Below are 25,619 nucleotides of genomic sequence, written 5' to 3'. Positions count from 1 at the left end.
TACTATCCTCGGCCCAGCTGTAGACGGTTCACCTCTACCATACCGGCAGCATCCGCTTTTGATACATCAAGGAACTGGGCATCAATACCATGCTCCTTTTTGAGAAAGGCCAGCCAGTTAACCAATGTATTGAAAGGTAAAGGCTTCACCCAAACCTGTACCGCCTCACTGCGCGGTTGCATCCGGATCAATTCAATCCGGAACTGGCGGGTTGTCTCGTTTACCACCTGGTTCAGACCTTTATTGCTGACAGAAGCGGTTGAACCGGACTGCCTGCGTAACGTCGTAATTTCATCGGCTTTGGCACTAATCCAGGTCAGCATCTGGCGTTCGTTCCGCAGGCGGTTTTCAGCGGTTTCCGCACGATTCTCCAATGGCTGCCACAGGCCCCAGTAAAGCACAGCAACCAGCAGGGCAATCCCGCCCCCCAGAACTAACCGCTGCTCGCGGGCACTTAAGGCCTTCCACCACGCTTTCATGATTTTCTCCTTAGCACCACAGCACCGGTAACCTGATTACCTTCTTTGTTCAGTTGTCCTTGCTGGACTTCAAACTTATCCGACAACAAAGAGCGCAACTGCTCAAAGTGCTGGAATTCCGTTGAGCTGGCCTGGAAACGCAACTCCGATCGGTTCTGATCGTATTTCAGGTTCTGAACCGACAGCTGAGAAACCTTGCTTAAAGCCGGCCCCAGTTCAGCCAGCCAAGGCAGCAACCCTTGCTCATTTCCGGCACCACCCAAGCGGGTAAGCTCACTGTTTACCTGGCGTTTAAGGTAGCTCTGAGATGGAATACGCCTGAACTGAGGCAGGATCTGGCGGAAAATACGCTCACTCTCAGCTTTATAAGCCTGAGCCTGATTCTCCATTCGCTGAACGGACACTACGTGTTCAGCCACTACCGCCACCAGCATCAAGCCTGCTGCAATCGCCACTTTTCGCCACGGCTTGATATGTTTGCGCCAGGCAGACTGTGGTTTGTAAGGACCGGATAACAGGTTTGACTTACTCTCATCTGCACCCAATGCCAGCAACTGCATCACCAGCTCAGGTGTTTCAGCCTGCCACTTACCCGGCACAGATTTTGGTGCCGGCGTATAGTGGCGGATCAACAGCTCTTTCGGAGCACCCTGATCTTCAGCATCAGCGTCTTCTTCGCTTTCATCTTCAGGCGTCACCGGCACTTGCTGCGCCGACAGCCAGGCACCAAGCCATGAGGCCTCAGCACCTACACCCTGCGATTCAGACTGGCGGATCAGCCACTGCCCTTCCAGCTCGGCCGCAGTATAACTGTCGCTGAACAGCGGCAGACACAAACAGTCCGGAATAAGCTTTTTCACTTCAATGCCAGCATCTTTAAACGCCGCCAGCATCACCCTAACCTTACTGTGCTCAACCACCGCCACATGAGCTGTGTTGCCTTCCCGCTTCAGCAGGTGAACATGCAATGCATCGACATCCTGTGCCAGCTCTTCTTCCAGCAAATAAGGCAATACCGTCGCCAGTTGGCGACCGGAACCGGCCGGGATCTCCACCTGGGTCAATAACAGTTCACCAGCAGGGATCAGTGCATATACCGGACGCTGCGCCGCATACTCGGCCAATTCTTCTAAATGTGAAAGCCCGGCCAGCTGGCCCGATGCAATCACTTCTTTTTGCTGTGGCGACCAGACCAGCCATTGCACCGGCTCATCCGGCCGGCTACTTAGCCTTATCGTCAGAAACTCGCTCACTGATTCCTCCATAACGGCGACGAACAACCGTCACCTTGTCTTGACCATCACGTTTAAGTAAGGCCACTAATCTGACCCTGGATCTGTCGACCATGATCTCTGTATCCAACTGAAAATAATCGCTTGTTATACCTAAATGCGATTCTGCCTGTTTTTTAATATCTGCACTGAGGCCATTAAGCGGACTGACAGCCAGAAAATCCTGAACATTCTGCCAGCCATCATACGGACGATCAGCAATCAGCTTCTGTGCATCCGACAAAGATAATTCAGGAGTAAACAAACCAACCAACAATGCCGCCTGATTCTCACGGATTGTATTCACATTCAGCTTCATATCTGTTGTCGGTATCGCACAAAGCAGCGGTTTAACCTTGTTATAAATCTGCGCAGTTACGCCATTAACCGCACGTAATTCACTAACATCTGCCATCCAATCCCGTGGCGGTAAGTACGGCGGCTGAAAGCCTTCATAAGTACTGTCACCCGCACCGAACGCAGAGTTCACACCTTCCGCGGAATCTATATATTCCCAGGTCGAGTCAGCGACCACTTCGGCTTCATAACTGTCGATCCCGTTTTCCTCCAGAATCGCCTGCAGGTAGCGCACTAAAAACGGCTTTTTGGTACTGTCGGCTTGAGGCTTAACTCCGGACAGTGCATTAAGGTTAAAGCAAGCCTGACGGTCAACGATGTCACCAATAGCCTCGCCACCATCCAGCGGATAGCGCTGGCCTTCTGTCGCCCAGGCCTGACTCAGGTTAACCGTATCACTATCATCAACACCCTGCCGGATTGCCACTTTGCCCAGTTCCTCCATTCCCAGTGCGTACCAGTACGCCTGTTGGTTCTGGAGCTGATTTTCAACCCGGTAGAAATTAAGCTGCATTCGTTCTGTCATCTGTGCCGCCAGCAATGTCATCAAAGCCAGCAACATCAGAACCACAATCAGGGCGACACCATGCTGCTTTTTCATCAGCTATCCCCCTGCTTCTTCTTCGTCTCAAGGGCAGAGGCCGGCAACATGTACACCCGTTCAATGTCACCATAATCTTCGAGGGTCATCTTCACCATGATGCCCTCCGGCAGTGCCCCGCCCTGATTCCAGGTTTCCTGCCACTTCTTCTTACTGTAGAAACGGAAAGACAGCTTGGTTACCTCAGAAAGAACTGGGCGAACCAGCGCATCTGTGCCAACAACGGTATCCGGATAACGGAACCACACCCTCTCAAGCGTATCATCAACGATCCGATAACCGACCCGAACGTTTTCTCCGCGAGGGAACATCTGCTGCGGGTTTTGCCAGCCGGTACGGGTAAAAATGATCCCCATACTGGCGGAGTCCATCAGGTATTCACTGCTGAGCAATAACTTGTCCGAGGGATCTTCCCCCTGGGAGCGGTTTTTCCTGGCAACGATCTGACGGAAGTCATTGTCCATCATCACCATCGCCCGCTGAATTTCCTGCAATCGGTCATTGTGTTCGCGTGATATCTGATCACTGCGCTGTACACCATTCATCACCTGATAGGCCGATACACTCAGCATAGAAAAAACAGCTATTGCCACCAGTACTTCCAACAGGGTAAAGCCGCCCTGGCGACCACGTACCATTTTTTTCCGGCTGTTCTGTCGGTTAATTTTCAACATAAGTTCTCAGTGTCACTACCGACTGTTTTCGATCCTGATCTTTTGCCACAGTCACATCCAGCGCCCGCAAATAACCATCGGCGGTCTTGGTACTTTTGATGGACCAGTACCATTCACGACCAGCCAGCTCTGACTTCCCTCGTTTTTCCGAACTCGGGATCTGCCCGGACAAGCGCATCTTGGTCAGTTCGTTATCGGCCACCATGGCTGCAAAAGTTTTCTCTTCCAGGTAGCCAAGGGTATTTAAGTGCTGACTGACTGCTTTCATCACACTCAGGGCCGCGGTAGCAAATACTGCCAGAGCGACCAGCACTTCAAGCAAGGTCATCCCGCGATTGTTTTTTTTCATCGCGCATCCCTTTGTTGTTTCTGGCTCTCGATGGTCTCACCGGGAGCAAGCAGGTACAGCTGACCAATCTCATCAGCCTGGACCCGCCAAAATTCATTTTCCCCGTCAATTTCAAATTCAAGGGTAAACGGGGTGTATTCACCGCTGGCCATCACGACAACCTGCGGCGGTTTGATTTTTTTCTTATCAGTTTGTTCAGCAAACAGGTCTTCATTAAACAGCGAACCCGGTTTGAACAGACGGTCTTTGTCCTGCCAGGAGTAACCGCCAATCTCAACCCGCAGGCTGATTTCTTCGTCCATATCCACTTCGGTAAAGAAGCGGGATTCTTTGATCGGCTGCCAATCTTTACCGGTTAGCTGAAGAAACTGGTAACGGTGGCGTTCAACCCGCACACCGTAATCAATGCCATTTAACAGGGCATCTTCTCCCAGTAGCTGAACCAGATGGTGAAAACGTGCAGCTTCTTCTTTCGCTGTGTCATCCTTACTTTCAGGCAGCATCACAATGACGGCCACTGCACTGGTTGCAAGCAACACCAACACCAGCAAAATTTCTATCAGGGTAAAACCCGCTGCACGCTTCTTCATCTTATTTCAGCCTCTGGCAATGAAAGGCGACCTTCAGGGCCGCCTGCCACTGTTATCGGTCATGCATATTCCAGTTACCGATGTCAGCATTCACGCCGTCACCACCTTCCTGACCGTCAGCACCCAGGCTGAAGATATCTACTGCGCCATGCTCGCCCGGCATCACATAGTTATACTCGTAACCCCAAGGGTCTTTTGGCAGACGCTTGATGTAGCCGCCATCTTGGTAGTTGCGAGGTTCAGGGCTTGCTGAAGGTTTGGTGACAAGTGCATCCAGACCCTGGTCTGTGCTCGGATACACGCTGTTGTCCAGCTTGTACATATCCAGTGCCTGCTCCAGAGCACTGATGTCAGTAACGACTTTCTGTTGATCCGCTTTTTCCTTGTTACCCAGCAGGTTTGGCACAACTAGGCTGGCCAGCACCCCCAGGATCACGATCACTACCATTACTTCCAGCAGCGTAAAGCCGCGTTGTTTGCGTTGCATTGAAAAAACCTCCAAAGGAAAAAAACTACATACCGACCATGTTGTTAAGAGCAATAATCGGCATCAGGGTGGCCACCACGATAAACATGACGATGCCAGCCATCGCGACAATTAACAAAGGTTCGAAAATACCCAGAGCCATATTTACCAGCGACTCGAAATCACGGTCCTGGTTATCAGCGGCCCGGGTTAACATCTGCTCGAGTTCGCCACTACGCTCACCACTGGCGATCATATGCAGCATCATCGGCGGGAATAATTTGGTCTGCTCAAGGGATACCCGAAGACTGGCGCCTTCCCGTACCTTATCCGCAGCTTCAAGCACCTGTTTGTTCACCCAGGTGTTGGTCATCACATCTGATGCGACTTTCATCCCTTCCAGCAAGGGGATGGCACTGGAAGTACAGATCGAAAGGGTACGAGCAAAACGCGAGGTACTCAGGCCACGGGCCACTTTGCCAATCACCGGCAATCCCATAATCCAGCGATCCCAGCGCATGCGAAAGTCCGGCTTTCTCAGTGCCGCTTTCAGCAACAGAATCAGCACCGCAATGGCTAACACAACCGCCAGCCCCCAGTTCTGAACAAAATCACTGGCAACCAGCAGCACTTCGGTAATCGTCGGTAGCTGCTGTCCCATCTGGACAAACTGATCGACAATCTTCGGCACCACGGTCGCAAGCAGAAACGACACCACACCCACGGCAACCAGAGTCAGCATGGTCGGGTAAATCATTGCCTGCTGCAGTTTGCTGCGCATCTGCTGGCGGTTTTCGGTGTAATCCGCCAGACGGTTAAGCACGGTATCAAGGTGACCGGATTTTTCACCGGCCGCCACCATGGCACGAAACAGCTGATCAAAGATATGCGGATATTCGGCCATGCTGTCTGAAAGGGTATAACCCTCAACCACCCGGGAGCGAACAGCCAGCAACATTTGCTTCAGTCGCGGCTTCTCACACTGCTCAGCGACCGCCTTAAGGCACTCTTCCAGCGGCATTGAAGCCTGAACCAGAGTTGCCAACTGACGGGTGATCAGTGACAGCTCTGTGGTACTGATCCCTCGACGCAGGCTGAAACCGGCAGAAGCCCGCTTCTGCTCACGCTCACGAGTCTGAACCACTTCAACCGGAATCATCCCCTGCTCGCGCAGTTGCTGACGTACCTGACGGGCATTATCCCCTTCAAGTACCCCTTTCTTCTGCCGCCCTTTGGCATCGAGAGCTTTATATTCAAACGCCGCCATTTATCAGCCCTCCTTGGTTACCCGCATTACTTCCTCAAGGGTCGTAATACCGGCTTTGGCTTTCGCCAAGCCATCATCACGGATGCTCGGAGTATGGTCACGAATTGCTTTCTCGATAGCCAGTTCACCCACTTCTGCGTGGATCAGCTCCTGAACCTTTTCATCTACCAGTAACAGCTCATGGATACCGGTTCGACCACGGTAGCCCTTGTTGTTACATTCTTCACAGCCTTTAGCCCTATACAAAGTCAGCGGCGCATCAGCAGGCAAACCAAACAAACGTTTCTGCTCAGTTGACGCTTCATATGGTTCTCGACAGTGTTTACATAAAGTACGGACCAGACGCTGAGCCAGTACGCCCAACAGGGATGAAGACACCAGAAACGGTTCTATACCCATATCTCGCAGACGAGTAATCGCACCCACCGCGGTATTGGTGTGCAGGGTAGACAATACCATGTGACCAGTCAGGGATGCCTGAACCGCAATCGAGGCGGTTTCAAGGTCACGGATCTCACCAACCATCACCACATCCGGGTCCTGACGCAGAATCGCGCGAAGACCACGGGCAAAAGTCATGTCTACCTTAGAGTTCACCTGAGTCTGGCCGATACCGTCGATATCGAATTCAATCGGGTCTTCCACCGTCAGGATATTACGTTCCTTACCGTTCAGCTCCTGCAAACCAGCATACAGTGTGGTCGACTTACCGGAACCAGTCGGACCGGTCACCAGAATGATACCGTGAGGGCGCTCGATGATATGCCTGAAGCTCTCATGGTTAGTATCAGTCATACCCAAGCTGTGCAGGTCAAGGCGGGTCGCGTTCTTATCAAGCAGACGCAGTACCACACGCTCACCGTGTGATGACGGCATAGTCGACACACGCACATCGACCGCGCGGCCACCGATACGCAGGGAAATACGACCATCCTGCGGAACGCGTTTCTCCGCAATATCCAGCCTTGCCATAACCTTGATACGTGACACCAGTAACGGTGCCAACTTGCGGTTCGGCTGCAACACTTCACGCAATACACCATCAACCCGGAAACGGATCGACAGTGATTTTTCGAAGGTTTCAATGTGGATATCCGATGCAGCCTCTTTAATCGCTTCGGCCAGCATGGCATTAATCAGCTTGATAATTGGCGCATCGTCTTCTGACTCAAGCAAGTCTTCCGATTCCGGCAGGTCTTCGGCCAGCGAGAAGAAATCATCGCTGTCTGAACCCAAATCCTCCATCAGCTGACGCGCTTCGGACGAATCACGCTGATACACTTCCGTCAGCTTAAGCTCGAACTCTTTTTCTGCCAGCTCCTGAGGAACAAATGCCCCACCGGAAGCCCGGCGGACTTCCGCCAGGACGGCCGCATTCAGCGGACAGGTAAAGAACAGTGTCAAACCTTGCTCTGCCTGCTCCAGTACCACCCGGTGACGCCTAGCAAACGAGAAAGGCAGACGAAACAGGGACAGGATTTCACCGGCCTGGTTATCTGCTTCCATAATTATTTCTCCAGCTGAGCAACAAAGGCACGAACTTCTGCCGGCAGAGAAATATCATCGCCATATTTAGGAAGAATCGGCAACTCAGCATCCGGCATCAGGCGCAGACCTTGGTCAGCCCTATACAGCTGCTCAGCACGAATATAGTTATACTTGCGCTGAGTAATACCATCGGCAGTCATACCATCGCGAATAATCGTCGGTTTGATGAACACCATCAGGTTGGTTTTACCTTTGCTGGTCGTTGTCGACTTGAACAGATGGCCAAGAATCGGGATATCGCCCAAAATCGGGATCTTCTGTTCATTCTCATTCACTTCCTCAGAAATCAGGCCGCCCAGGACAATCATCTGTTTATCTTGAACCAGAACCGAGGTTGTAAGCTGACGCTTGGAAAAACGGACATCCACCGCACCTTCTGCACCCAGTACATTAGATACTTCCTGCTCAATTTTCAGCTGAACCGAATCACCTTCGTTAATTTGCGGGGTGACATTAAGCTTAATACCCACTTCCTTACGCTCAACAGTCTGGAATGGGTTGTCATTATTCGAGCTTGAAGTTGAACCAGTAACGACTGGTACTTCCTGGCCAACGATGAACGAAGCCTCACCATTATCCATCACGGTAATGCTTGGCGATGACAGAATGTTGGAATTACGATCAGTTGCCACAGCATTCACCAGTGCCGTCCAATCGCCCATCACAATACCTAATGCGGCACCATTCACCCCACCAAGAACATTACCAAGAGTAGTAAAGTCGCCACTCTCGGTTATTTCCACATCAACAGGGTTACCATTTGAATCAAGACGTTGCTCGGTTCTTGTTTTCTCCTGAGCATCTTCTAATCCAATGGCGTATTTACTGATTGGTATACCTGAGTTGCTGAACTGAACCACACCGGCATCCAGTGAACCCCACTGAACACCGAACTGAGCACCGTCACCTTCGGTCATTTCAACAATCATCGCTTCGATCAGTACCTGGGCTCGGCGGATATCCAGCTGGGAAATAATATTTTCCAGCGCTCGCATAATATCCGGCGGCGCAGTCAGGATCAGGGAGTTGGTATCAACGTGAGCCGAAATCATCACCTCGTTCTTCTTAGAAGAGGATGATTTGCTGCCTTGCTTTTCAGCCTGCAGGTTTTCAGACACCCCTTTCAGGACATCAACCATTTCTTCGGCATTGGCATATTTAAGGTAAATGACTCGGTTGTTACCCGAGGTCGCCATTTCCTTATCTAACTGACGGATAAGACGCTTCAAACGGTTGCGAACTTTCGGGTCACCCGAAAGCAATACAGAATTGGTACGCTCATCAGCAACTAGCTTCGGCTGCAGGAAAGGCGGGCGAGATTTCGCATCTGAAGTCTTATTCAGAGCCTCAACAATACGAACCATTTCCGCCGCAGAGGCATTGTTCAGCTCTACAACATCAATCTCTTTGTCACCGGCACGGTCAACACGTTCAATGATTTCTGCCAGACGATTAACCACCGCAGCACGGCCGGTGATCATGATAATATTCGCCGGATCATAATGAACAACGTTACCTGCACCGGCATTGTCGTTAAGCTGGCGCAACAGTGGCGACAGCTCACGAACCGATACATTACGCACCGCAATCACACGGGTTACAACTTCATCGCCCTTGATTGGGTCTTTCGCACCCACAACCGGGATAGCTGAAATCTTCGCATCTTTATCACGAATAACCTTCAGCACACCGTTATCCATTTCTACGACAGCAAAACCATAAACTTCCAGTACATTCAGGAAGAACTGGTAATACTGTTCATCATTCAGCAAATCATAACTACGAACATTGACCTGACCGCGGACAGCAGGATCAACGATAATCGTTTTCTGCAGATTGCGCCCTACAATATTAATGAATTCCTGAATATCGGTTCCTTTGAAGCTGGCACTGAAGTCATTTGCCATTGCAGAACTGCACAGCAGAGTCCCGACCAACCACAGGGCACTTTTACCCATCCATTTTTTCACAAAAAACTCCTGCGTTCTCTCGCGTGTAACTAGCGCAACTCAATATAAATATCGTGTAACTGGCCTTCCCGCTCTACCGTCAGGGTAAAGTCTGTAGCCTGTGACAATTCTGTCCATAACTTAGCCATGACAGTCGGATCCGTCAGGTCGTTGCCGTTCAGGCTGACAGCCAAATCATTAGCCTTAAGCCCGACCGAATCAAATAAGGCGCGCTCCTTGCCCGGATTAACCCGGTATCCCACTAATTTGCCGTCCCGCTTAACCTGAGACAAACGAATATAACTGAACAGAGACTGAGGCTTTTCCAGGATCTCCTGCTTAATACGGCTCAGATCCGAAGAGGCTGTCGGCCTTTTTACCTCTTTAATCGGCGGTAACGGGGTAAATTTGCGGCTCTTTTTAAATTCCTCGCCATCCAACATCAGAGTTTCGTCACGACCCTGATTTCGGATAATAACCCGGTCAACAAACACCGCCTGCAAGGTGGCACGCGTACCTTCAATCGTCTCGTTGATACCATAAGTATTCTGTTTACCGCGGTGGGTAATTACCGCAAGGCTGCTTTGTGGCGAGGAACTTGCTACCACACCAACCAAAGTGAGATTAAGACGCGTAACCGGTGCATCTTGCTTCACCGGTTCTTTTTTAACGACGGGTGCATTCTGCTGATAGCGACCGAAAAGGTTCATATCCAAAACATCGGACACCTGAAAACCTGATCGGTTCGATGTGGAAACAGAAACCTGCTTCGCCTGCCATGAAGACGGAGCTGCCGCCGGCTGGACAACAGACCAGATAAGGCGTCCCAGGATCCATGCCAGCATCACCACCAGCAACCAGGTCATCATACGGGTGAGTGCGGTGACTGACATCGGGCGCTTAGTCTGAAGCAGGCCCAACCATTTTGCTGCAACCATTTTAAAATCCATTAATCTTGTGGATGTAGTCTAGATACGGCGGCTTGGATGCCGGATCTGATAAGAATACCTGTTAGTAAAAAATAACGGCAGTCTTTTACTTATAAAAGATGAAATATACCAAAACAGATCACGTAAAAAACATATCTACTATCAATACAATAAGACATTATGGAGCAAATATGTTCCCTTTACTGTTGAAATCTATGGTCAATATCACCATTTACTAAAGCTGACGCTGTAATCGCATTGTGGTATTTTTAGCGCCCTTTATGGGCTAGGAGCACGTTATGGGCCAGAAATCATCAGATTCTGACACTCTCCAGGTACGTCTTGATAAATGGTTATGGGCAGCACGCTTTTATAAAACCCGCTCAATTGCCCGTAACATGGTCGACGGTGGCAAAGTGCACTATAACGGGCATCGAAGCAAACCAAGCAAGCTGGTTGAAGTCGGTGCAGAAATCCGTCTGAGACAGGGCAACGACGAAAAAACCGTTATCATTGCCAAATTGTCTGACACTCGCCGAGGCGCTCCTGAAGCCCAAACGCTATATCAGGAAACCGCCGAAAGCATGCAACAGCGCGAAGCACATGCGAAATTGCGCAAGCTTAATGCCTACGGCAATCCAAGCCCTGACAAGCGTCCCGATAAGAAACAGCGACGCGATATAATTAAGTTTAAGAGCAGTAACTAAATTTTACCTGCCGGAGTATACAAAAGATGGCAAACGATAGTCTGTACCGTTACCTGTTTGACGGTGTATCTGTACGTGGTGAACTTGTTCAGCTGAACGAGACATATCAACAAATCATTTCCAGCAAGGAATACCCTGCTCCGGTTCAGCATCTGCTGGGTGAGCTGCTGGTTGCAACCAGCCTGCTGACTGCAACCCTGAAATTCGAAGGCTCAATCACTGTTCAGCTTCAGGGTGACGGCCCGGTAAAACTGGCAGTGATCAATGGCGACCACGATCAGAAGATGCGTGGCGTAGCACGTTGGGAAGGTGATGTACCGGCTGACGGTTCAATCCACGACCTGATCGGTAAGGGCCATATGGTAATTACCATTACCCCTAACCAAGGCGAGCGCTACCAGGGTGTGGTTGGTCTAGAAGGCGACAGCCTGGCCAGTTGCCTTGAAGGTTACTTCGAAAACTCTGAGCAGTTGAAAACCCGCATCTGGCTTCGCACCGGCGAAATCGAAGGTCAGCCAAAAGCGGCCGGTATGCTGCTGCAGATCCTGCCTGACGAACAAGGCAGCGCAGAAGACTTCGAGCACCTGGAAAAACTGACAGAAACCGTGAAGAACGAAGAACTATTCAGCCTGGAGGCTCAGGAAGTACTTTACCGCCTGTACCATCAGGAAACTGTTCAGCTGTTTGAACCTCAGGAAGTCACTTTCCACTGTGGTTGTTCTCGTGAGCGCAGTGCTTCAGCAATTGCATCAATTGATCGAAGCGAAATAGAACGCATCGTTGCGGAAGAAGGTAAGGTCTCTCTGCACTGTGATTACTGTGGCACCAGCTACGACTTTGACAGCATTGATGTTGCCGCCCTGTTTGAAAATGCAGCAGCAAGCAGCAGCGATCAGGTTCATTAATTATCGCCACACATTAACACTGAAAGTTAATTACAAAAGCCGGAGTTGATCCGGCTTTTTTTACTTTTGCAGCACATAACCCCCTCCATCCTGAAAGCAAATAACAGCTAACCCCCGCTTTTTTCAAGATAAATATTAAATCTGAGATCTAGCGCAATCGCTTTACATTCCCGTAAAATACTCACCCACAAAACCACTAAAACTTTTACTCCAGCTTAACTTTTGGATGATTAATTTTTGATTAACATCCCTGATTTAGCCCCTTAGGGTTGCTAGCATGGTCAACAGTTAAACAACATCTTACCCAAGGAGCACCTATGACTGTCATGAACGTCGAGAAAAAGGTTGCAAAACATATGGATCTGTCTAAATACGGTATCAAAAATGTTACAGAGGTAATTCGTAACCCATCTTACGAATTTCTGTTTGAGGAAGAGACCAAACCGGGCCTGGAAGGTTATGAAAAAGGTGTCGTAACAGAGCTTGGCTCTGTCGCTGTTGACACTGGAATCTTCACCGGCCGCTCACCAAAAGATAAGTTCATCGTTAAAGATGACACAACAAAAGATACCCTATGGTGGGCAGACCAAGGCAAAAACGATAACAAAGCCATTGGTCAGGAAGCGTGGAACGATCTGAAAGATCTGGTTACTGAACAACTGTCTGGCAAACGCCTGTTTGTAATAGACGGTTACTGCGGTGCCAACCCTGATACCCGCCTGTGCATCCGTGTTATCACAGAAGTAGCATGGCAGGCGCACTTCGTGAAAAACATGTTCATCCGCCCAAGCGAAGAAGAGCTGGAAAACTTCGAGCCTGATTTCGTGGTAATGAACGGCGCCAAGTGCACCAACCCTAAGTGGGAAGAGCACAGCATGAACTCTGAAAACTTCACAGTGTTCAACCTGACTGAAAAAATGCAGCTAATTGGCGGCACCTGGTACGGCGGCGAAATGAAGAAAGGTATGTTCGCAATGATGAACTACTTCCTGCCGCTAAAAGACATCGCATCCATGCACTGCTCCGCTAACATGGGTGAGAATGGCGATGTTGCTGTCTTCTTCGGCCTGTCCGGTACCGGTAAAACAACCCTGTCGACAGATCCGAAGCGTGCCCTGATCGGTGATGATGAGCACGGCTGGGACGACAACGGCGTCTTTAACTTCGAAGGCGGCTGCTACGCGAAGACAATCAACCTGTCTAAAGAAGCTGAGCCGGATATCTACAACGCAATCCGCCGCGATGCGCTGCTGGAAAACGTCACAGTTCGCGGTGATGGCTCAATCGACTTTGATGACAACTCGAAGACAGAAAACACCCGTGTGTCTTACCCTATCTACCACATCGAAAATATCGTGAAACCGGTATCTAAGGGTGGACATGCAAACAAGGTGATCTTCCTGTCAGCTGATGCGTTCGGTGTTCTGCCTCCGGTTTCTAAACTGACTCCTGAGCAAACCAAGTACCACTTCCTGTCTGGCTTTACTGCCAAGCTGGCCGGTACTGAGCGCGGCATCACTGAGCCGACTCCGACCTTCTCAGCCTGTTTCGGTAATGCCTTCCTGACACTGCACCCAACCAAGTACGCAGAAGTACTGGTTAAGCGTATGGAAGCCGCAGGCGCTGAAGCATACCTGGTTAACACCGGCTGGAACGGCAGCGGTAAGCGTATCTCTATCAAAGACACCCGCGGTATCATTGATGCCATCCTGGATGGTTCTATCGATAAAGCGGAAACCAAGCACATTCCAATCTTCAATCTGGAAGTACCAACTGCACTGCCAGGCGTAGATCCTGCCATCCTTGACCCTCGCGATACCTACACAGATCCTCTGCAGTGGGAAAGCAAGGCGAAAGACCTGGCTGAACGCTTCATCAATAACTTCGACAAGTACACAGATACTGATGAAGGTGCGTCACTGGTTTCAGCTGGCCCTCAGCTGGACTAAACCATCACTCTGACTTTACTCGGCCCCTCTTATGAGGGGCCTTTTTTATATCGCCAACCAGCCCGACCAAAGTCAAAAACTGCTGATAAATAAAACAATCCGGCTTGCAGCCATAACCTTTTTCCGTCAAGTTATAACCTTCCTCCAACACACTCAGACAGGAAAGCGCCGATGCGTCTGGCCGGGAAACTATCCGCAACTGTAATTGTCCTCTTGCTGCTTTGCCTCACTATAGTGCTGGCGTTGCTTCATACCCGGCATGCCTCCAGCATGGTAACTTATGCGCTCAACACGTTTTCCCCTTACTCGGTAACCGCAAACGCCGTCAGTTACCACATTACCGATCCCTGGCACCTGACTGTCAGCGATATCCACTTCAAAGATCAGCACCAAAAGAGCGAAAACCTAAACGCCAAAGTTCTTCAGCTCTGGTTCTCACCAGGTAAGCTGCTTAAACCCGGCTGGCACTTTGACACCATACTGATAGACGGCCTTTCCCTGAGCGCAAATACCGAACAACCATTACTGCCTGAGTTGTATACCGACCGCCTGGCACTGACCAACTTCAACTGGCACAGCGCGCAGCTCAGCCTGGAAAACAGTAAATTGCAACTGGATAACTGGCAGAATAGGCCGGACTCAGGTCAAACCTTCAGCGGAGATTTTCAGCTGGCGGCAGACCTGTTAGTCTGGCAGGGCATCAAACTCAATGAAGTCCTGCTCGACGGTGACTACAAACCAAACAGCGATACGCAGCCGCAATGGACACTATACGGCTTTTCTTTTGACTGGCAGCAGGCCAACTTTAATGGTCAGGCCGAATATATCGAACAGGATGACGCCCTGATCCTGCACCAGCTGACAGTCTCCGATTTAAAACTGCACCACAGTGAATCACTCAACAGCCAATGGCTTGAACAACAAACTCGCTCACTACAGCTTCCACAAACAATTGAGATCCACCGCCTGGATATCTTAGACAGCAGTTTTGAACAGCCACAGCTGAGCTTAAACCACGCTAACCTATCGCTACAAAACTGGCATTGGCCAGCCGATCACTGGCACCAACAGGATGCCCGCTTTTCCCTCAGTGCCGACAGCCTGCGCTGGCACGATACCGTAATGGATGCCCCCCTAGCTGAGCTGGCTTTTTCCCCGAAACAAATCGTTATCGAAGGCGCATCTGCCAAAGCCCTTGAAGGCTATGTCCAAACCGATGGCACACTGACTCCAAACACTCTGGCCCTGAATCAGCTGACGCTGAACAGCATCAAGTGGTTCCTGCCTGAAAACTGGCCTGATTTAATCAAGAAAACCAGCCAGCATTTTGACAATATCCAGCTGGCAGCTCTGGATATCGGCTATGCTCAGGTTACTGACACTGCTCCCGGCCGTCATTTCCAATTCTCGGATCTCAACGTTAGCGGCCATGACCTGCTCCTTAAACATGAAGGACAAGCCGGTTTATGGCAGGGTGAACTGACCGCCAGCAGCGGTTTTGCCAGTATCAAGACAGTGAGTATGGTGGAACCCATAATTACTATGCGCAGCCAGGAAGGACAGTGGCAGCTGAGCGAACTGATTGTGCCGTTCAAAAATAGCGGATTACTGTCAGCCAATGGCAAAATTAACCTGCAACAGGAAGGTCAACCGTGGCAACTTGAGCTGACCACTGACAGTATGCCTGTCAGCGTGCTGCCTCAGTGGCTCAACCTGCCTCTTCCCCTTGGCGGAAATATGGATATAGAACTGACTGCAAATGGCCTCGGCCAGCATGCAACCAGTCTGGCCTACAGCTTAGAAGGCGAGTTGAAAGGACAATTCCGCCAGCTTCAGCTCAGCCAACAAAAAACGAAACAAATATGGCAGCAATGGAGTGGGAGCAAAACAGAGCAGCACAGTGGAAAAGACACTATGTCAAAAACCGACATTGAGGAAACTAAGCCTTTCTCCGTTAGCGCCAACCAACTGCACGTTCAGGCAGAACGAGGAAAGATCAAACTGGCGCCGATATCACTGCAAAGCCGAGGCTTTACGGCAACATTGCAAGGTAACTGGGATTTAGCCAAACCCAACGGCAAACAAGTGAAGTTGCAGGCAACTCAGGGCTGCCTGCAACTGGAAAAAGAATGGCGGGGCAATCAGAAACAGGTTTTACAGTCGTCATCCTGCGACGGTAACAACATAAAAGTGCCAGTGAAAACAGACGCCAGCTGATCACCACTATAAACACCGACTTCAACAATAACGCGGCCCTTGCGACCACTGGCCAGTCGGTCCAGATCCCCCTGAAGGCTTTCAATGGTGGCTACCGCTCGCGGGCGCTCTTTGACTGGTGCGACATAACGGATACGGCTGTCAGCCAGCACAATATCGGCTTTGAGCTTGCGCTCTTTCAGCAACATCCAAACAAATCCCCAACCCGCCAGTGTCGCCATGGTAAAAATACTGCCGGCGAACATGGTCTCAGAAGGGTTAAGGTTGGCATTGATCAGGGCACTGACTTCAAAGCGGTAACCGGTATACTGGCTGATCCTGACCCCCATCTTTTCACTGATCGGGATCTGAAACTGCCATAACTCCTGCAGCTCCTGACACCACTCGGGATGGCGAAGCACACCAGTCATCGGCTTGAGGTGTTTTAGCATCTGCTGGTGCCGCACCGGACCGCGCTCTTCACTCAGCTCTCCCTCACTGGAAAAGCCATGACTGAGGTAGAAAGGAATGGCATCTTCGCGGGCATTACAGACCAGGCGCTTGGCACCTTCCTGACGGGCCAGCGATTCCAGCGCCATCAACACAATCGCCCCCATCCCCTGATGACGATAATCCGGATGCACCGCCATAAAACGGATCTGACCGTCATTATCCGGCGTCATGTACAAGCGACCGATGGCAATGCTTTCACCGTTATCACCGACAACCATCCGGTGACAGCTCATCTCATCGTAGGCATCCCGCTCCGAGCCGACCGGCATATGCCAAGGCTCTCGCAGCATCTGCCAGCGAAAATGGTAATACTGAGCCAATTCACTCTCAGTCTGCGGGGTGATCAATCGAAACATGCCATCCATCTCCACTGTTATTGAGGCCCGGCTCCCTGGGCGCTCATTGCCGGGGTAGCCGTTAAACCTGCAGCCAGAAAGTCACCGGGCCGTCGTTCAGCAGGGCAACCTTCATATCGGCAGCAAAGATGCCGGTTTCGGTCTTGATATCTTTGGCCTTACAACATTCGACAAAATATTCGTACAGACGTTCCGCATCCGCCGGAGCCGCGCCCGACGAGAAGCTCGGGCGCATCCCTTTCTTGGTATCCGCAGCTAGCGTGAACTGGGAAACAACAAGAACGCTGCCACCGGCCTGCTGAACATTCAGGTTCATCTTGCCTTCGTCATCTTCAAAAATCCGGTAGCCCAGCACGCGATCCCGCAGGCGTTGCGCTTTTGCCTCATCATCGTCTTTCTCGACACCCAGCAGTACTAACAAGCCCTTGCCGATAGCCCCTGTTACCTTTCCGTCGACAGTTACACTGGCTTCACTCACTCGCTGAATAAGCGCAATCATTCCCCTGGCTCCTTTGTTTCATGGTTTTCTTTACTTACTTGCTGCTCGAGACGATTTTCCGAATCCACCTCAGCCTGCACCTTAGGCTGCCAGTGTACACGTTCACCGAGGCTGGCGGTAATTTCAGCGCCCAACAACACGATACACCAGCACAGGTACACCCAAACAAACAGGATAGGGATCACCGCCAAAGCGCCGTAAATCACCTGATAAGAAGGGAAGTTAGTAATATAAAGCGCAAAGCCCTTCTTACTCAGCTCAAACAGGGTACTGGCAAACAGCGCCCCGACCAGGGCATGGTGAAAACGCACTTTAATATTCGGCACCAGCAGGTAAAGCCCAAGGAACGCACTGCTGGACATAATGACCGGCAACGCACGCAGGGTTTGCTGGAACAGGCCGTGAACCGCTTCACTTTCGAGCAGATTAAGCGAGCCGAGATAAGAACTGACCGCAATGCTGGTACCGACCAGTATCGGCCCTAGCGTCAGCACCATCCAATAGATAGAAAATGAAATCATCGGGCGGCGCTTTTCATGCACCCGGAAGATAAAATTGAGTGCCCGATCGATCGATGAAATCAGCATCAGCGCCACCACAAATAATGCGCCGATACCAACTGCCGTCATCTTTCCCGCATTAGCGACAAACTCATTGAGGTACTGCTTAACCACTTCACCTGCCGCCGGAACAAAGTTCTCAATAACAAAATTTTGCAGCAGTTCCCCCAAGCCGGCAAACACCGGGAAGGTCGACAAAGCGGATAAAACCACGGTCAGTAATGGCACTAAAGACAGCAAAGTGACATAAGCCATCGACCCGGCTGCCACTGTCAGGCGGTCATGCCCGATCCTCCGGCGCAGATATTTGATATACGCAAACCCAATAGCCAGATATTGCTGCCAAGACAGCTTGCCTGTTATCTTTTTGTCAGCCATAGTCTCTACAAATTTATTTATCTGTTTTTATAGTCAAAATAGTTGGTCCGGCGGCAGATAACAAACGCCACCCAACCCTTTCTAAACGAATTCAGGAGCCAGTTATGCCTTATCTGCTCGTTGCCATGCTCAGCCTTACTCTATTGTCCGGATGCCAAAGTGCCTATTACTCAGCGATGGAATCAGTCGGGATCCATAAACGTGAGATCATGGTCGACCGGGTTGAAGAAGCCAATGAAGCCCAGCAGGATGCCCAGCAACAGTTCACCAGCGCCTTAGACGCCCTCAAATCCCTAACTCAGTTTGACGGCGGCGAACTGGAAGACATGTACAACCGCATCAATGACCAGTATGAAGCCAGCAATGATGCTGCCGAGAAAGTCAGCAGCCGTATTGCAGCCATTGAGGATGTCGCTGATGCCCTGTTTGATGAGTGGCAGGATGAACTGTCCCTTTACACTAGCAGCAAACTCAAGCGCGACAGCGAGCGTAAGCTCAACAATACCAAGGCTTCCTATAAGCGAATGCTGAGTGCCATGCACCGTGCAGAACAGAAAATGACACCGGTGCTTAATACCCTGCGCGACAACACCCTGTACCTGAAGCATAACCTCAATGCTGCCGCTATCGGCGATCTGCAAGGCGAATTCAACACCTTGCAGCGTGACATTGAGCGCGCGATCGGAGATATGGAAAACGCTATTGCCGAATCAGAACGCTTCATCTCCCAGCTAAAACAAGCTTAACCTTGCGCAAGACGGGTCTGCACCCAGCCGGCCCGCTCTTCCACGCTTCCCCACGGCACTTCTGCAACTTCATAACCCAATCCCTGATAAGTTGCCACCAACTGGTGATGGATCTGCTCGGCCTCTTCAAAACTGTGGGGGCGTTCATCATCCTGAACATAAATATCACGGTGAGGAGCACAAAAGAAAACAACCGGATAGTAACCTTGTGCGGCTTCTCGATAATCAGGTGTCACCACCTCGCCACCGACAGCCAGATAGGCACAGATATCACCAATCGCCCGATCTACAAACGCAAGCTGAGTCTCGACACAAGCCTGGTCGCGCTGTTGTGACATCATATCCAGACACAGTTCAGCAAAGCGCGGTAAATCTGTCCACGGCAGAACGCCGTCTGCCAACTGCGATTGCTGCCGGATCAGGGTTCGGGAAACCTCCGGGAATGTCAAAAAGCCCTGCTCCCCCAACGCATTCATTAAAGTCGTTTTCCCGGCACCGGGCCCGCCGGTAATAATAATGGGTTGCATCGCCCAATCCTTGTTTTCCATGCTTCAGATACAACAATCCCCCCATGGTAGCACCGATGGGGGGATTGATTAACGTTCAGCAGTCAGCGATTATTTCGCAGTACGGCTTGCACGTTTACGATCGTTTTCAGTAAGCAGTTTCTTACGGATACGAATGTTTTCAGGTGTAACTTCTACCAGCTCGTCATCATCGATGAACTCAAGCGCCTGCTCCAGAGTGTACTTAATTGCAGGAGAAAGAACCTGAGCTTCATCAGTACCAGAAGCACGAACGTTAGTCAGCTGCTTACCTTTCAGACAGTTTACTGTCAGGTCGTTAGAACGGTTGTGAATACCGATGATCTGACCTTCGTAAACTTCGTCCGCGTGCTCAGTGAACAGACGGCCACGCTCCTGCAGGTTGAACAGTGCGTAAGTCAGTGCTTTACCTGTTGCGTTTGAAATTAGCACACCGTTGTTACGCTGACCGATAGTACCACCTTTGTGTGGGCCGTAGTGATCAAACGTATGGTAAAGAAGGCCAGAACCTGAAGTCAGGGTCATGAACTCAGTTTGGAAACCAATCAGGCCACGAGAAGGCATGATGAAGTCCATACGAACACGGCCTTTACCGTCTGGTGCCATGTCTTTCAGTTCACCTTTACGCAGACCGATGTTCTCCATGATGCCACCTTGGTGCTCTTCTAGCACGTCGATAGTTACCACTTCGAACGGTTCCATTAGCTGACCATCTTCTTCTTTGATGATTACTTCCGGACGCGATACTGCAAGCTCAAAACCTTCACGACGCATGTTTTCGATCAGGATAGACAGGTGAAGTTCACCACGACCTGATACACGGAATTTATCCGGATCTTCAGTTTCTTCAACACGCAGGGCAACGTTGTGTACCAACTCTTTCTGCAGACGCTCAAGGATGTTACGTGAAGTTACGAACTTACCTTCTTTACCTGCAAACGGAGAAGTGTTTACCTGGAACGTCATGGTTACTGTTGGTTCATCAACAGACAGAGCAGGCAGGGCTTCTACTGCGTTCACGTCACAGATAGTGTCAGAGATTTTCAGCTCACCAAGGCCTGTAATTGCAATGATGTCACCGGCAGTTGCTTCTTCAACTTCGTGACGCTCAAGACCAAGGTAACCAAGAACAGTACCTACTTTACCGTTACGGGTCTTACCGTCAGCACCAACAACAGTTACCTGCTGGTTTGGCTTAACAGAACCGCGGGTTACACGGCCAACACCGATAACACCTACGTAAGAGCTGTAGTCAAGCTGAGAAATCTGCATCTGCAGAGAACCGTCAACGTCAACATCAGGAGCCGCTACGTTATCAACGATAGCCTGGAACAGCGGTTCCATGTTCTCGCCGGTTTCGCCTTCTTCCTGTGTAGCCCAGCCGTTCAGTGCCGATGCGTAAACTACCTGGAAGTCCAGCTGTTCGTCAGTTGCACCCAGGTTGTCGAACAGATCGAATACCTGATCCATTACCCAGTCAGGGCGTGCGCCAGGACGGTCGATTTTGTTGATAACAACGATTGGCTTCAGGCCGTGAGCGAATGCTTTCTGGGTTACGAAGCGAGTCTGTGGCATTGGGCCGTCAACGGCATCAACGATAAGCAGAACAGAGTCAACCATAGACATGATACGCTCAACTTCACCACCGAAATCGGCGTGTCCCGGAGTATCTACGATGTTGATGTGGTAATCATTCCAGTTAATCGCTGTGTTCTTCGCAAGAATGGTAATACCACGCTCTTTTTCGATGTCGTTGGAATCCATTACGCGTTCTTCAACTTCACCGCGAGACTCTAACGTGCCAGACTGCTGAAGCAGTTTGTCAACCAGGGTGGTTTTACCGTGGTCAACGTGCGCAATGATTGCGATATTTCTTAGTTTATCGATCTGTGGATTTGACATGTGTTTTACATTCACTCAGAACATGCAGCGACCGGATGGCAGCTACTTGGTTAAAAAAACGGCTCATAATCTAACAGATTTTACGTCAAAACCCACGAAATATGTGATTTATATCACCAGCTTTTTTCATACTCAGCGTCAACCAGTGAAAACAGGGACATTTTTGGCAACTCCCGCCCCTGTTTCCCGCTTCAATTCTTCCTGTTTTTATCCGCAATAATCCACCAGCTCAGAAGTAAAACCTTCCAGCTCTGAATTACCTTCAGCCTAATATAGCTGGCGGATAATAATGCATCGACGGATTGACATTATGCTGGCCCGGGCTAATAGTAAAAGCGCACCAATAAGGTGAAGATGCATTACTTTGCACCACAACAGTGCAGCAATTCACCAAAACGGTGCAGGAAAAGGAATGATTTAGCCTGCCAATCCCCATTTTTGGGCGATTTAGCAGCTTTTTACAGTTGGCACGGTTTTAGCAAAGACTATTTCAGATGAACGACAACCCCGTTCGAAATATTTTTTGCGGCCAGTTGCCCAACCTAACACCGGAGGTTACTCAAGATGTCAGTAGAAAACGTACTAGCGCTGATCCAGGAAAACGAAGTTAAGTTTGTAGACCTACGCTTTACCGACACCAAAGGTAAAGAACAGCACATCTCTATCCCAGCCCACCAAATCGATGCCGACTTCTTTGAAGAAGGTAAGATGTTCGACGGCTCTTCGGTTGCTGGCTGGAAAGGTATCAACGAGTCAGACATGGTAATGATGCCGGATGCTGCAAGCGCAGTACTTGACCCGTTCACCGAAGATGCCACGCTGAATCTCCGCTGTGACATCCTGGAACCTTCTACTATGCAAGGTTACGACCGTGACCCACGCTCTATTGCTAAGCGTGCTGAAGATCACATGCGTGCAATTGGTATTGCCGACACAGTACTTATCGGCCCAGAGCCAGAGTTCTTCCTGTTTGACGATGTGAAGTTCGCAACTGATATGTCAGGTTCTTTCTTCAAGATTGATGACGTGGAAGCGGCATGGAACACAGGCAGCGACTTTGAAGGCGGTAACAAAGGCCACCGTCCAGGCGTGAAAGGCGGTTACTTCCCGGTAGCACCGGTTGACTCATCACAGGACATCCGTTCTGCTATGTGTCTGGTTATGGAAGAAATGGGTCTGGTTGTTGAAGCACACCACCACGAAGTGGCGACAGCAGGCCAGAACGAAATCGCGACCCGTTTCAATACCCTGACAGCGAAAGCTGACGAAATCCAGATCTACAAGTATGTGGTTCACAACGTAGCTCACGCTTTCGGCAAGACAGCAACCTTTATGCCTAAACCACTGGTTGGCGACAACGGCTCTGGTATGCACGTTCACCAGTCACTGGCGAAAGACGGTAAGAACCTGTTCGCAGGCGACAAGTACGGCGGTCTGTCTGAAACAGCGCTTTACTACATCGGCGGTATCATCAAGCACGCTCGTGCTATCAACGCCTTTGCCAACGCTTCAACAAACTCATACAAGCGTCTGGTTCCTGGTTTCGAAGCACCGGTTATGCTGGCTTACTCTGCCCGTAACCGTTCAGCGTCAATCCGTATCCCAGTGGTACCAAGCCCTAAAGCACGCCGTATCGAAGTTCGCTTCCCGGACCCAACAGCAAACCCATACCTGGCGTTTGCAGCCATGCTGATGGCTGGTCTTGACGGTATCCAAAACAAGATCCACCCGGGCGAAGCAATGGATAAAGACCTGTACGACCTGCCAGCAGAAGAAGCAGCGGAAATCCCGACTGTTGCTGAATCACTACAGGGCGCACTACAGTCTCTGAACGAAGACCGTGAGTTCCTGACAGCTGGCGGCGTATTCTCTGATGATTTCATCGACTCTTACATCGAACTGAAATCTCAGGATGTCGAGAAGATCAACATGACTACGCACCCACTTGAGTTCGAACTTTACTATTCAGTGTAAGTAACTGATAAATAAGTTAACCATTAAGATTAAGGCCTGCTTCACAAGCAGGCCTTTTTGCTCTTGCCGTCCGGCTTCAGGCAGATAACTTTAACTCCTACCTGTAACCAGCCAAGACCATATCCATGAAGTCATCTCGCCTGTTCATCCTAACCTTTCTCCTTACCAGCCTGTTTTCGACAACAACGGTTCAGGCGTCAACCATCTACACCTGGGAAGATGAAAAAGGCGTGGTGCATTTTTCTGATCAGCCCCGCCCCGGTGCAGATACCATTAATCTCAACATCCCCGAACCCAGTAATAGCAAGGCTAAAAGCGCAGATAAATCGCAGACGACCAATCCCCAGCCAGAGCAAACCAAAGAACCGGCTCTGCCAGCTGCGACCATCAGTCTAATTTCGCCTCTTCATGAGCAAACCGTCCGCAACAATGAAGGGATAATCGATGTATCCGTAGTCAGTAACCGCAAACTAACCAAAGGCCACAATGCCCGTCTGCTGCTTGACGGCAAACCTTATGGCAGGCCACAGACCAAGTTCAACTGGCAGCTTCATAACATAGACAGAGGCAGCCATACCCTTCAAGCTCAGTTACTTAAACACGGCAAGGTTATTGCATCATCAGATATGATCACTGTCTACCTGCACCGGGCATCAATACTCAACCGCCAGCCACCAGCGATAACACCCAAGTGATCCCCGGTCCGGCGCGATTTTTCATTCACGATAGCAGGCAGACAGGCTAAACTTGATTGCACCACTATGGTGCACTACTGGTTCATTGCACCAAACTGAACTGGCTCAGACAAGGATGATTATCGTGACTGCCGCTTTTACACCGCTAATTCTGGACAATCTGGTCACTGCAATTCTGCTGCTTGATGAAGGGTTGACGATTCGTTATGTCAATCCGGCCGCCGAGCAACTGCTTTCCTACAGCAAGCGCCGGCTCAACAATGCCTGTTTTCCGGAACTGTTGCAGCACTCTTCCATAGACCTTGCGCTGATCCAAGCCACCCTGCAAAGTGGTCAGGGGCTCGCTGACAGTGACGTTACCTTTGTCATTGACGGCAGACACTACACGGTAGAACTCAATGCCAGCCCGCTGTCCTGGCAGAAAGAGCTGCTTATCCTGCTTGAGCTCAAACCTATCGACCAGCAGCGCCGGATCAGTCAGGAGCTGAGTCAGCATGCCCAACAGCAGGCAGCCAGAGAGCTGGTACGCGGCCTGGCCCACGAAATCAAAAACCCGCTGGGCGGATTACGGGGAGCAGCCCAGTTGCTGGAAAAAACCCTGCCAGACCCGAGTTACAAAGAATATACCCAGATGATTATCGAACAGGCCGACCGACTGCGTAACCTGGTCGACCGGCTACTGGGACCGCAGCGCCCCGGCTCCCGCCAGGTGGATAACATCCACGTGATCCTGGAAAAAGTACGTCAACTGGTCGCCATCGACAGCGGCAGCGATATCCATCTGCATCGCGACTACGACCCCAGCCTGCCGGACTTCACCATGGATCCGGAGCAGCTGGAACAGGCCATTCTCAATATTGTCAGCAATGCCGCCCAGACCCTGCACCAGAACGGGGGCGGGAATATTACCCTGAAAACCCGTACTGCCCATCAGGCCCTAATCCACGGCAAGCGCTACCGGGTTGCCGCCAAAATCGACATCATTGATGACGGTCCGGGGATCCCGGGTGATATCCAAGACACCCTGTTCTACCCAATGGTAACAGGGCGTGAAGGCGGCACCGGACTGGGGCTGTCAATCGCTCAAAACCTGATTGACCAGCATCAGGGAAAAATTGAAGTAATAAGCTGGCCGGGCCATACCAAATTCACCATCTACTTACCGATAAAATAACAACCATGGCCAGTCACCCTGAAGCCAACGGCATGATAGC

24 protein-coding genes are annotated in these 25,619 nt (G+C 50.6%); 8 read left to right on the top strand and 16 right to left on the bottom strand.

The features are described 5' to 3' along the window. Positions 1-2 precede the first annotated feature (2 nt). From AACQ93_RS00720 to gspC, 11 genes are read right to left on the bottom strand one after another with little or no spacing between them, the layout of a single operon-like run. Positions 3-479, bottom strand: a complete 477-nt coding sequence (locus AACQ93_RS00720) for a type II secretion system protein M (protein WP_064601578.1) — start codon at positions 477-479, stop codon at positions 3-5. Next, entirely contained in the window at positions 476-1,732 is a 1,257-nt protein-coding gene (gspL, locus tag AACQ93_RS00715; protein WP_232323260.1) for a type II secretion system protein GspL, read from the bottom strand. The genes AACQ93_RS00720 and gspL overlap by 4 nt, the downstream gene beginning before the upstream one ends. Further along, positions 1,701-2,711 (bottom strand): type II secretion system minor pseudopilin GspK, encoded by a 1,011-nt coding sequence (gspK, locus tag AACQ93_RS00710; RefSeq protein WP_064601576.1) that lies wholly within the window; start codon positions 2,709-2,711, stop codon positions 1,701-1,703. Before gspK ends, gspL begins: the two co-directional genes overlap by 32 nt. Next, entirely contained in the window at positions 2,708-3,382 is a 675-nt protein-coding gene (gene gspJ / locus AACQ93_RS00705; protein WP_064601575.1) for a type II secretion system minor pseudopilin GspJ, read from the bottom strand. Before gspJ ends, gspK begins: the two co-directional genes overlap by 4 nt. Beyond that, positions 3,369-3,731: a type II secretion system minor pseudopilin GspI gene (gspI, locus tag AACQ93_RS00700; RefSeq protein ID WP_064606432.1), complete on the bottom strand. Its 363-nt coding sequence runs from the start codon at positions 3,729-3,731 to the stop codon at positions 3,369-3,371. The genes gspJ and gspI overlap by 14 nt, the downstream gene beginning before the upstream one ends. Next, positions 3,728-4,321, bottom strand: a complete 594-nt coding sequence (gene gspH / locus AACQ93_RS00695) for a type II secretion system minor pseudopilin GspH (protein ID WP_064601574.1) — start codon at positions 4,319-4,321, stop codon at positions 3,728-3,730. The genes gspI and gspH overlap by 4 nt, the downstream gene beginning before the upstream one ends. 52 nt (positions 4,322-4,373) lie before the next feature. Continuing rightward, complete coding sequence (gene gspG, locus AACQ93_RS00690; RefSeq protein WP_007471116.1) at positions 4,374-4,808, bottom strand: type II secretion system major pseudopilin GspG; 435 nt, start codon at positions 4,806-4,808, stop codon at positions 4,374-4,376. Between the two features lie 25 nt (positions 4,809-4,833). Next, a complete protein-coding gene (gspF, locus tag AACQ93_RS00685) occupies positions 4,834-6,054 on the bottom strand; it encodes a type II secretion system inner membrane protein GspF (RefSeq protein ID WP_064601573.1) in 1,221 nt (406 codons plus the stop codon). A gap of 3 nt (positions 6,055-6,057) precedes the next feature. Then, positions 6,058-7,560 carry a type II secretion system ATPase GspE gene (gspE, locus tag AACQ93_RS00680; RefSeq protein WP_064601572.1) on the bottom strand — a complete coding sequence of 501 codons (1,503 nt, stop codon included), beginning with the start codon at positions 7,558-7,560 and terminating at the stop codon, positions 6,058-6,060. Between the two features lie 2 nt (positions 7,561-7,562). After that, positions 7,563-9,572, bottom strand: coding sequence for a type II secretion system secretin GspD (gene gspD, locus AACQ93_RS00675; protein WP_064601571.1), 2,010 nt, complete (start codon positions 9,570-9,572; stop codon positions 7,563-7,565). 29 nt (positions 9,573-9,601) lie between these two features. Next, positions 9,602-10,489, bottom strand: coding sequence for a type II secretion system protein GspC (gspC, locus tag AACQ93_RS00670; RefSeq protein ID WP_064601570.1), 888 nt, complete (start codon positions 10,487-10,489; stop codon positions 9,602-9,604). A 290-nt stretch (positions 10,490-10,779) separates the two neighbouring features. Between gspC and hslR the strand changes: the two genes are divergently transcribed. The 4 genes from hslR (at position 10,780) to AACQ93_RS00650 (ending at position 16,258) form a co-directional block, all read left to right on the top strand. Further along, the gene (hslR, locus tag AACQ93_RS00665) at positions 10,780-11,187 is read left to right on the top strand and encodes a ribosome-associated heat shock protein Hsp15 (RefSeq protein ID WP_064601569.1); all 408 of its coding nucleotides are present in this window, start codon (positions 10,780-10,782) and stop codon (positions 11,185-11,187) included. Positions 11,188-11,213: 26 nt separating this feature from the next. Next, positions 11,214-12,092: an Hsp33 family molecular chaperone HslO gene (gene hslO / locus AACQ93_RS00660; RefSeq protein ID WP_064601568.1), complete on the top strand. Its 879-nt coding sequence runs from the start codon at positions 11,214-11,216 to the stop codon at positions 12,090-12,092. 317 nt (positions 12,093-12,409) lie between these two features. Then, positions 12,410-14,041, top strand: a complete 1,632-nt coding sequence (pckA, locus tag AACQ93_RS00655; RefSeq protein ID WP_064601567.1) for a phosphoenolpyruvate carboxykinase (ATP) — start codon at positions 12,410-12,412, stop codon at positions 14,039-14,041. A 171-nt stretch (positions 14,042-14,212) separates the two neighbouring features. Next, on the top strand, positions 14,213-16,258 hold the full coding sequence (locus AACQ93_RS00650; protein ID WP_064601566.1) for an AsmA family protein: 2,046 nt from the start codon (positions 14,213-14,215) through the stop codon (positions 16,256-16,258). Here AACQ93_RS00650 and AACQ93_RS00645 read toward each other — a convergent pair. The 3 genes from AACQ93_RS00645 to AACQ93_RS00635 form a co-directional block, all read right to left on the bottom strand. After that, positions 16,183-17,106, bottom strand: coding sequence for a bifunctional GNAT family N-acetyltransferase/hotdog fold thioesterase (locus AACQ93_RS00645; protein WP_064606430.1), 924 nt, complete (start codon positions 17,104-17,106; stop codon positions 16,183-16,185). The genes AACQ93_RS00650 and AACQ93_RS00645 overlap by 76 nt on opposite strands. 61 nt (positions 17,107-17,167) lie before the next feature. After that, entirely contained in the window at positions 17,168-17,605 is a 438-nt protein-coding gene (dtd, locus tag AACQ93_RS00640; RefSeq protein ID WP_007471096.1) for a D-aminoacyl-tRNA deacylase, read from the bottom strand. Beyond that, the gene (locus AACQ93_RS00635) at positions 17,602-18,543 is read right to left on the bottom strand and encodes a virulence factor BrkB family protein (protein ID WP_007471095.1); all 942 of its coding nucleotides are present in this window, start codon (positions 18,541-18,543) and stop codon (positions 17,602-17,604) included. Before AACQ93_RS00635 ends, dtd begins: the two co-directional genes overlap by 4 nt. A gap of 104 nt (positions 18,544-18,647) precedes the next feature. Between AACQ93_RS00635 and AACQ93_RS00630 the strand changes: the two genes are divergently transcribed. After that, positions 18,648-19,289 (top strand): DUF2959 domain-containing protein, encoded by a 642-nt coding sequence (locus AACQ93_RS00630; RefSeq protein ID WP_064601565.1) that lies wholly within the window; start codon positions 18,648-18,650, stop codon positions 19,287-19,289. Here the strand turns inward: AACQ93_RS00630 and AACQ93_RS00625 are convergent. Then, the gene (locus tag AACQ93_RS00625; RefSeq protein ID WP_064601564.1) at positions 19,286-19,816 is read right to left on the bottom strand and encodes an AAA family ATPase; all 531 of its coding nucleotides are present in this window, start codon (positions 19,814-19,816) and stop codon (positions 19,286-19,288) included. The genes AACQ93_RS00630 and AACQ93_RS00625 overlap by 4 nt on opposite strands. A 90-nt stretch (positions 19,817-19,906) precedes the next feature. Beyond that, entirely contained in the window at positions 19,907-21,736 is a 1,830-nt protein-coding gene (gene typA / locus AACQ93_RS00620; protein ID WP_007471089.1) for a translational GTPase TypA, read from the bottom strand. Between the two features lie 564 nt (positions 21,737-22,300). Here typA and glnA point away from each other — a divergent pair. From glnA to glnL, 3 genes are all read left to right on the top strand, one after another. After that, complete coding sequence (gene glnA, locus AACQ93_RS00615; protein WP_064601563.1) at positions 22,301-23,710, top strand: glutamate--ammonia ligase; 1,410 nt, start codon at positions 22,301-22,303, stop codon at positions 23,708-23,710. Between the two features lie 125 nt (positions 23,711-23,835). Then, positions 23,836-24,405, top strand: a complete 570-nt coding sequence (locus tag AACQ93_RS00610; RefSeq protein ID WP_064601562.1) for a DUF4124 domain-containing protein — start codon at positions 23,836-23,838, stop codon at positions 24,403-24,405. A gap of 124 nt (positions 24,406-24,529) precedes the next feature. Continuing rightward, entirely contained in the window at positions 24,530-25,579 is a 1,050-nt protein-coding gene (gene glnL, locus AACQ93_RS00605; RefSeq protein ID WP_198160089.1) for a nitrogen regulation protein NR(II), read from the top strand. The last annotated feature ends 40 nt before the right edge of the window (positions 25,580-25,619 follow it).

The organism is Photobacterium sp. J15 (assembly GCF_963870815.1).
Taxonomy (GTDB): Bacteria; Pseudomonadota; Gammaproteobacteria; order Enterobacterales; family Vibrionaceae; genus Photobacterium; species Photobacterium marinum.
Note: the sequence above shows the minus strand (reverse complement) of the source record. Positions and strands in the feature narration are given on the sequence as shown.

What these genes read in the sequence shown, in the direction of transcription:
- AACQ93_RS00720 (WP_064601578.1), bottom strand. Translation starts at nt 479, where the DNA reads ATGAAAGCGTGGTGGAAGGCCTTAAGTGCCCGCGAGCAGCGGTTAGTT.
- gspJ (WP_064601575.1), bottom strand. Translation starts at nt 3,382, where the DNA reads ATGTTGAAAATTAACCGACAGAACAGCCGGAAAAAAATGGTACGTGGT.
- gspI (WP_064606432.1), bottom strand. Translation starts at nt 3,731, where the DNA reads ATGAAAAAAAACAATCGCGGGATGACCTTGCTTGAAGTGCTGGTCGCT.
- gspH (WP_064601574.1), bottom strand. Translation starts at nt 4,321, where the DNA reads ATGAAGAAGCGTGCAGCGGGTTTTACCCTGATAGAAATTTTGCTGGTG.
- gspG (WP_007471116.1), bottom strand. Translation starts at nt 4,808, where the DNA reads ATGCAACGCAAACAACGCGGCTTTACGCTGCTGGAAGTAATGGTAGTG.
- gspF (WP_064601573.1), bottom strand. Translation starts at nt 6,054, where the DNA reads ATGGCGGCGTTTGAATATAAAGCTCTCGATGCCAAAGGGCGGCAGAAG.
- gspE (WP_064601572.1), bottom strand. Translation starts at nt 7,560, where the DNA reads ATGGAAGCAGATAACCAGGCCGGTGAAATCCTGTCCCTGTTTCGTCTG.
- gspC (WP_064601570.1), bottom strand. Translation starts at nt 10,489, where the DNA reads ATGGTTGCAGCAAAATGGTTGGGCCTGCTTCAGACTAAGCGCCCGATG.
- hslR (WP_064601569.1), top strand. Translation starts at nt 10,780, where the DNA reads ATGGGCCAGAAATCATCAGATTCTGACACTCTCCAGGTACGTCTTGAT.
- hslO (WP_064601568.1), top strand. Translation starts at nt 11,214, where the DNA reads ATGGCAAACGATAGTCTGTACCGTTACCTGTTTGACGGTGTATCTGTA.
- pckA (WP_064601567.1), top strand. Translation starts at nt 12,410, where the DNA reads ATGACTGTCATGAACGTCGAGAAAAAGGTTGCAAAACATATGGATCTG.
- AACQ93_RS00650 (WP_064601566.1), top strand. Translation starts at nt 14,213, where the DNA reads ATGCGTCTGGCCGGGAAACTATCCGCAACTGTAATTGTCCTCTTGCTG.
- AACQ93_RS00645 (WP_064606430.1), bottom strand. Translation starts at nt 17,106, where the DNA reads ATGTTTCGATTGATCACCCCGCAGACTGAGAGTGAATTGGCTCAGTAT.
- dtd (WP_007471096.1), bottom strand. Translation starts at nt 17,605, where the DNA reads ATGATTGCGCTTATTCAGCGAGTGAGTGAAGCCAGTGTAACTGTCGAC.
- AACQ93_RS00635 (WP_007471095.1), bottom strand. Translation starts at nt 18,543, where the DNA reads ATGGCTGACAAAAAGATAACAGGCAAGCTGTCTTGGCAGCAATATCTG.
- AACQ93_RS00630 (WP_064601565.1), top strand. Translation starts at nt 18,648, where the DNA reads ATGCCTTATCTGCTCGTTGCCATGCTCAGCCTTACTCTATTGTCCGGA.
- AACQ93_RS00625 (WP_064601564.1), bottom strand. Translation starts at nt 19,816, where the DNA reads ATGCAACCCATTATTATTACCGGCGGGCCCGGTGCCGGGAAAACGACT.
- typA (WP_007471089.1), bottom strand. Translation starts at nt 21,736, where the DNA reads ATGTCAAATCCACAGATCGATAAACTAAGAAATATCGCAATCATTGCG.
- glnA (WP_064601563.1), top strand. Translation starts at nt 22,301, where the DNA reads ATGTCAGTAGAAAACGTACTAGCGCTGATCCAGGAAAACGAAGTTAAG.
- AACQ93_RS00610 (WP_064601562.1), top strand. Translation starts at nt 23,836, where the DNA reads ATGAAGTCATCTCGCCTGTTCATCCTAACCTTTCTCCTTACCAGCCTG.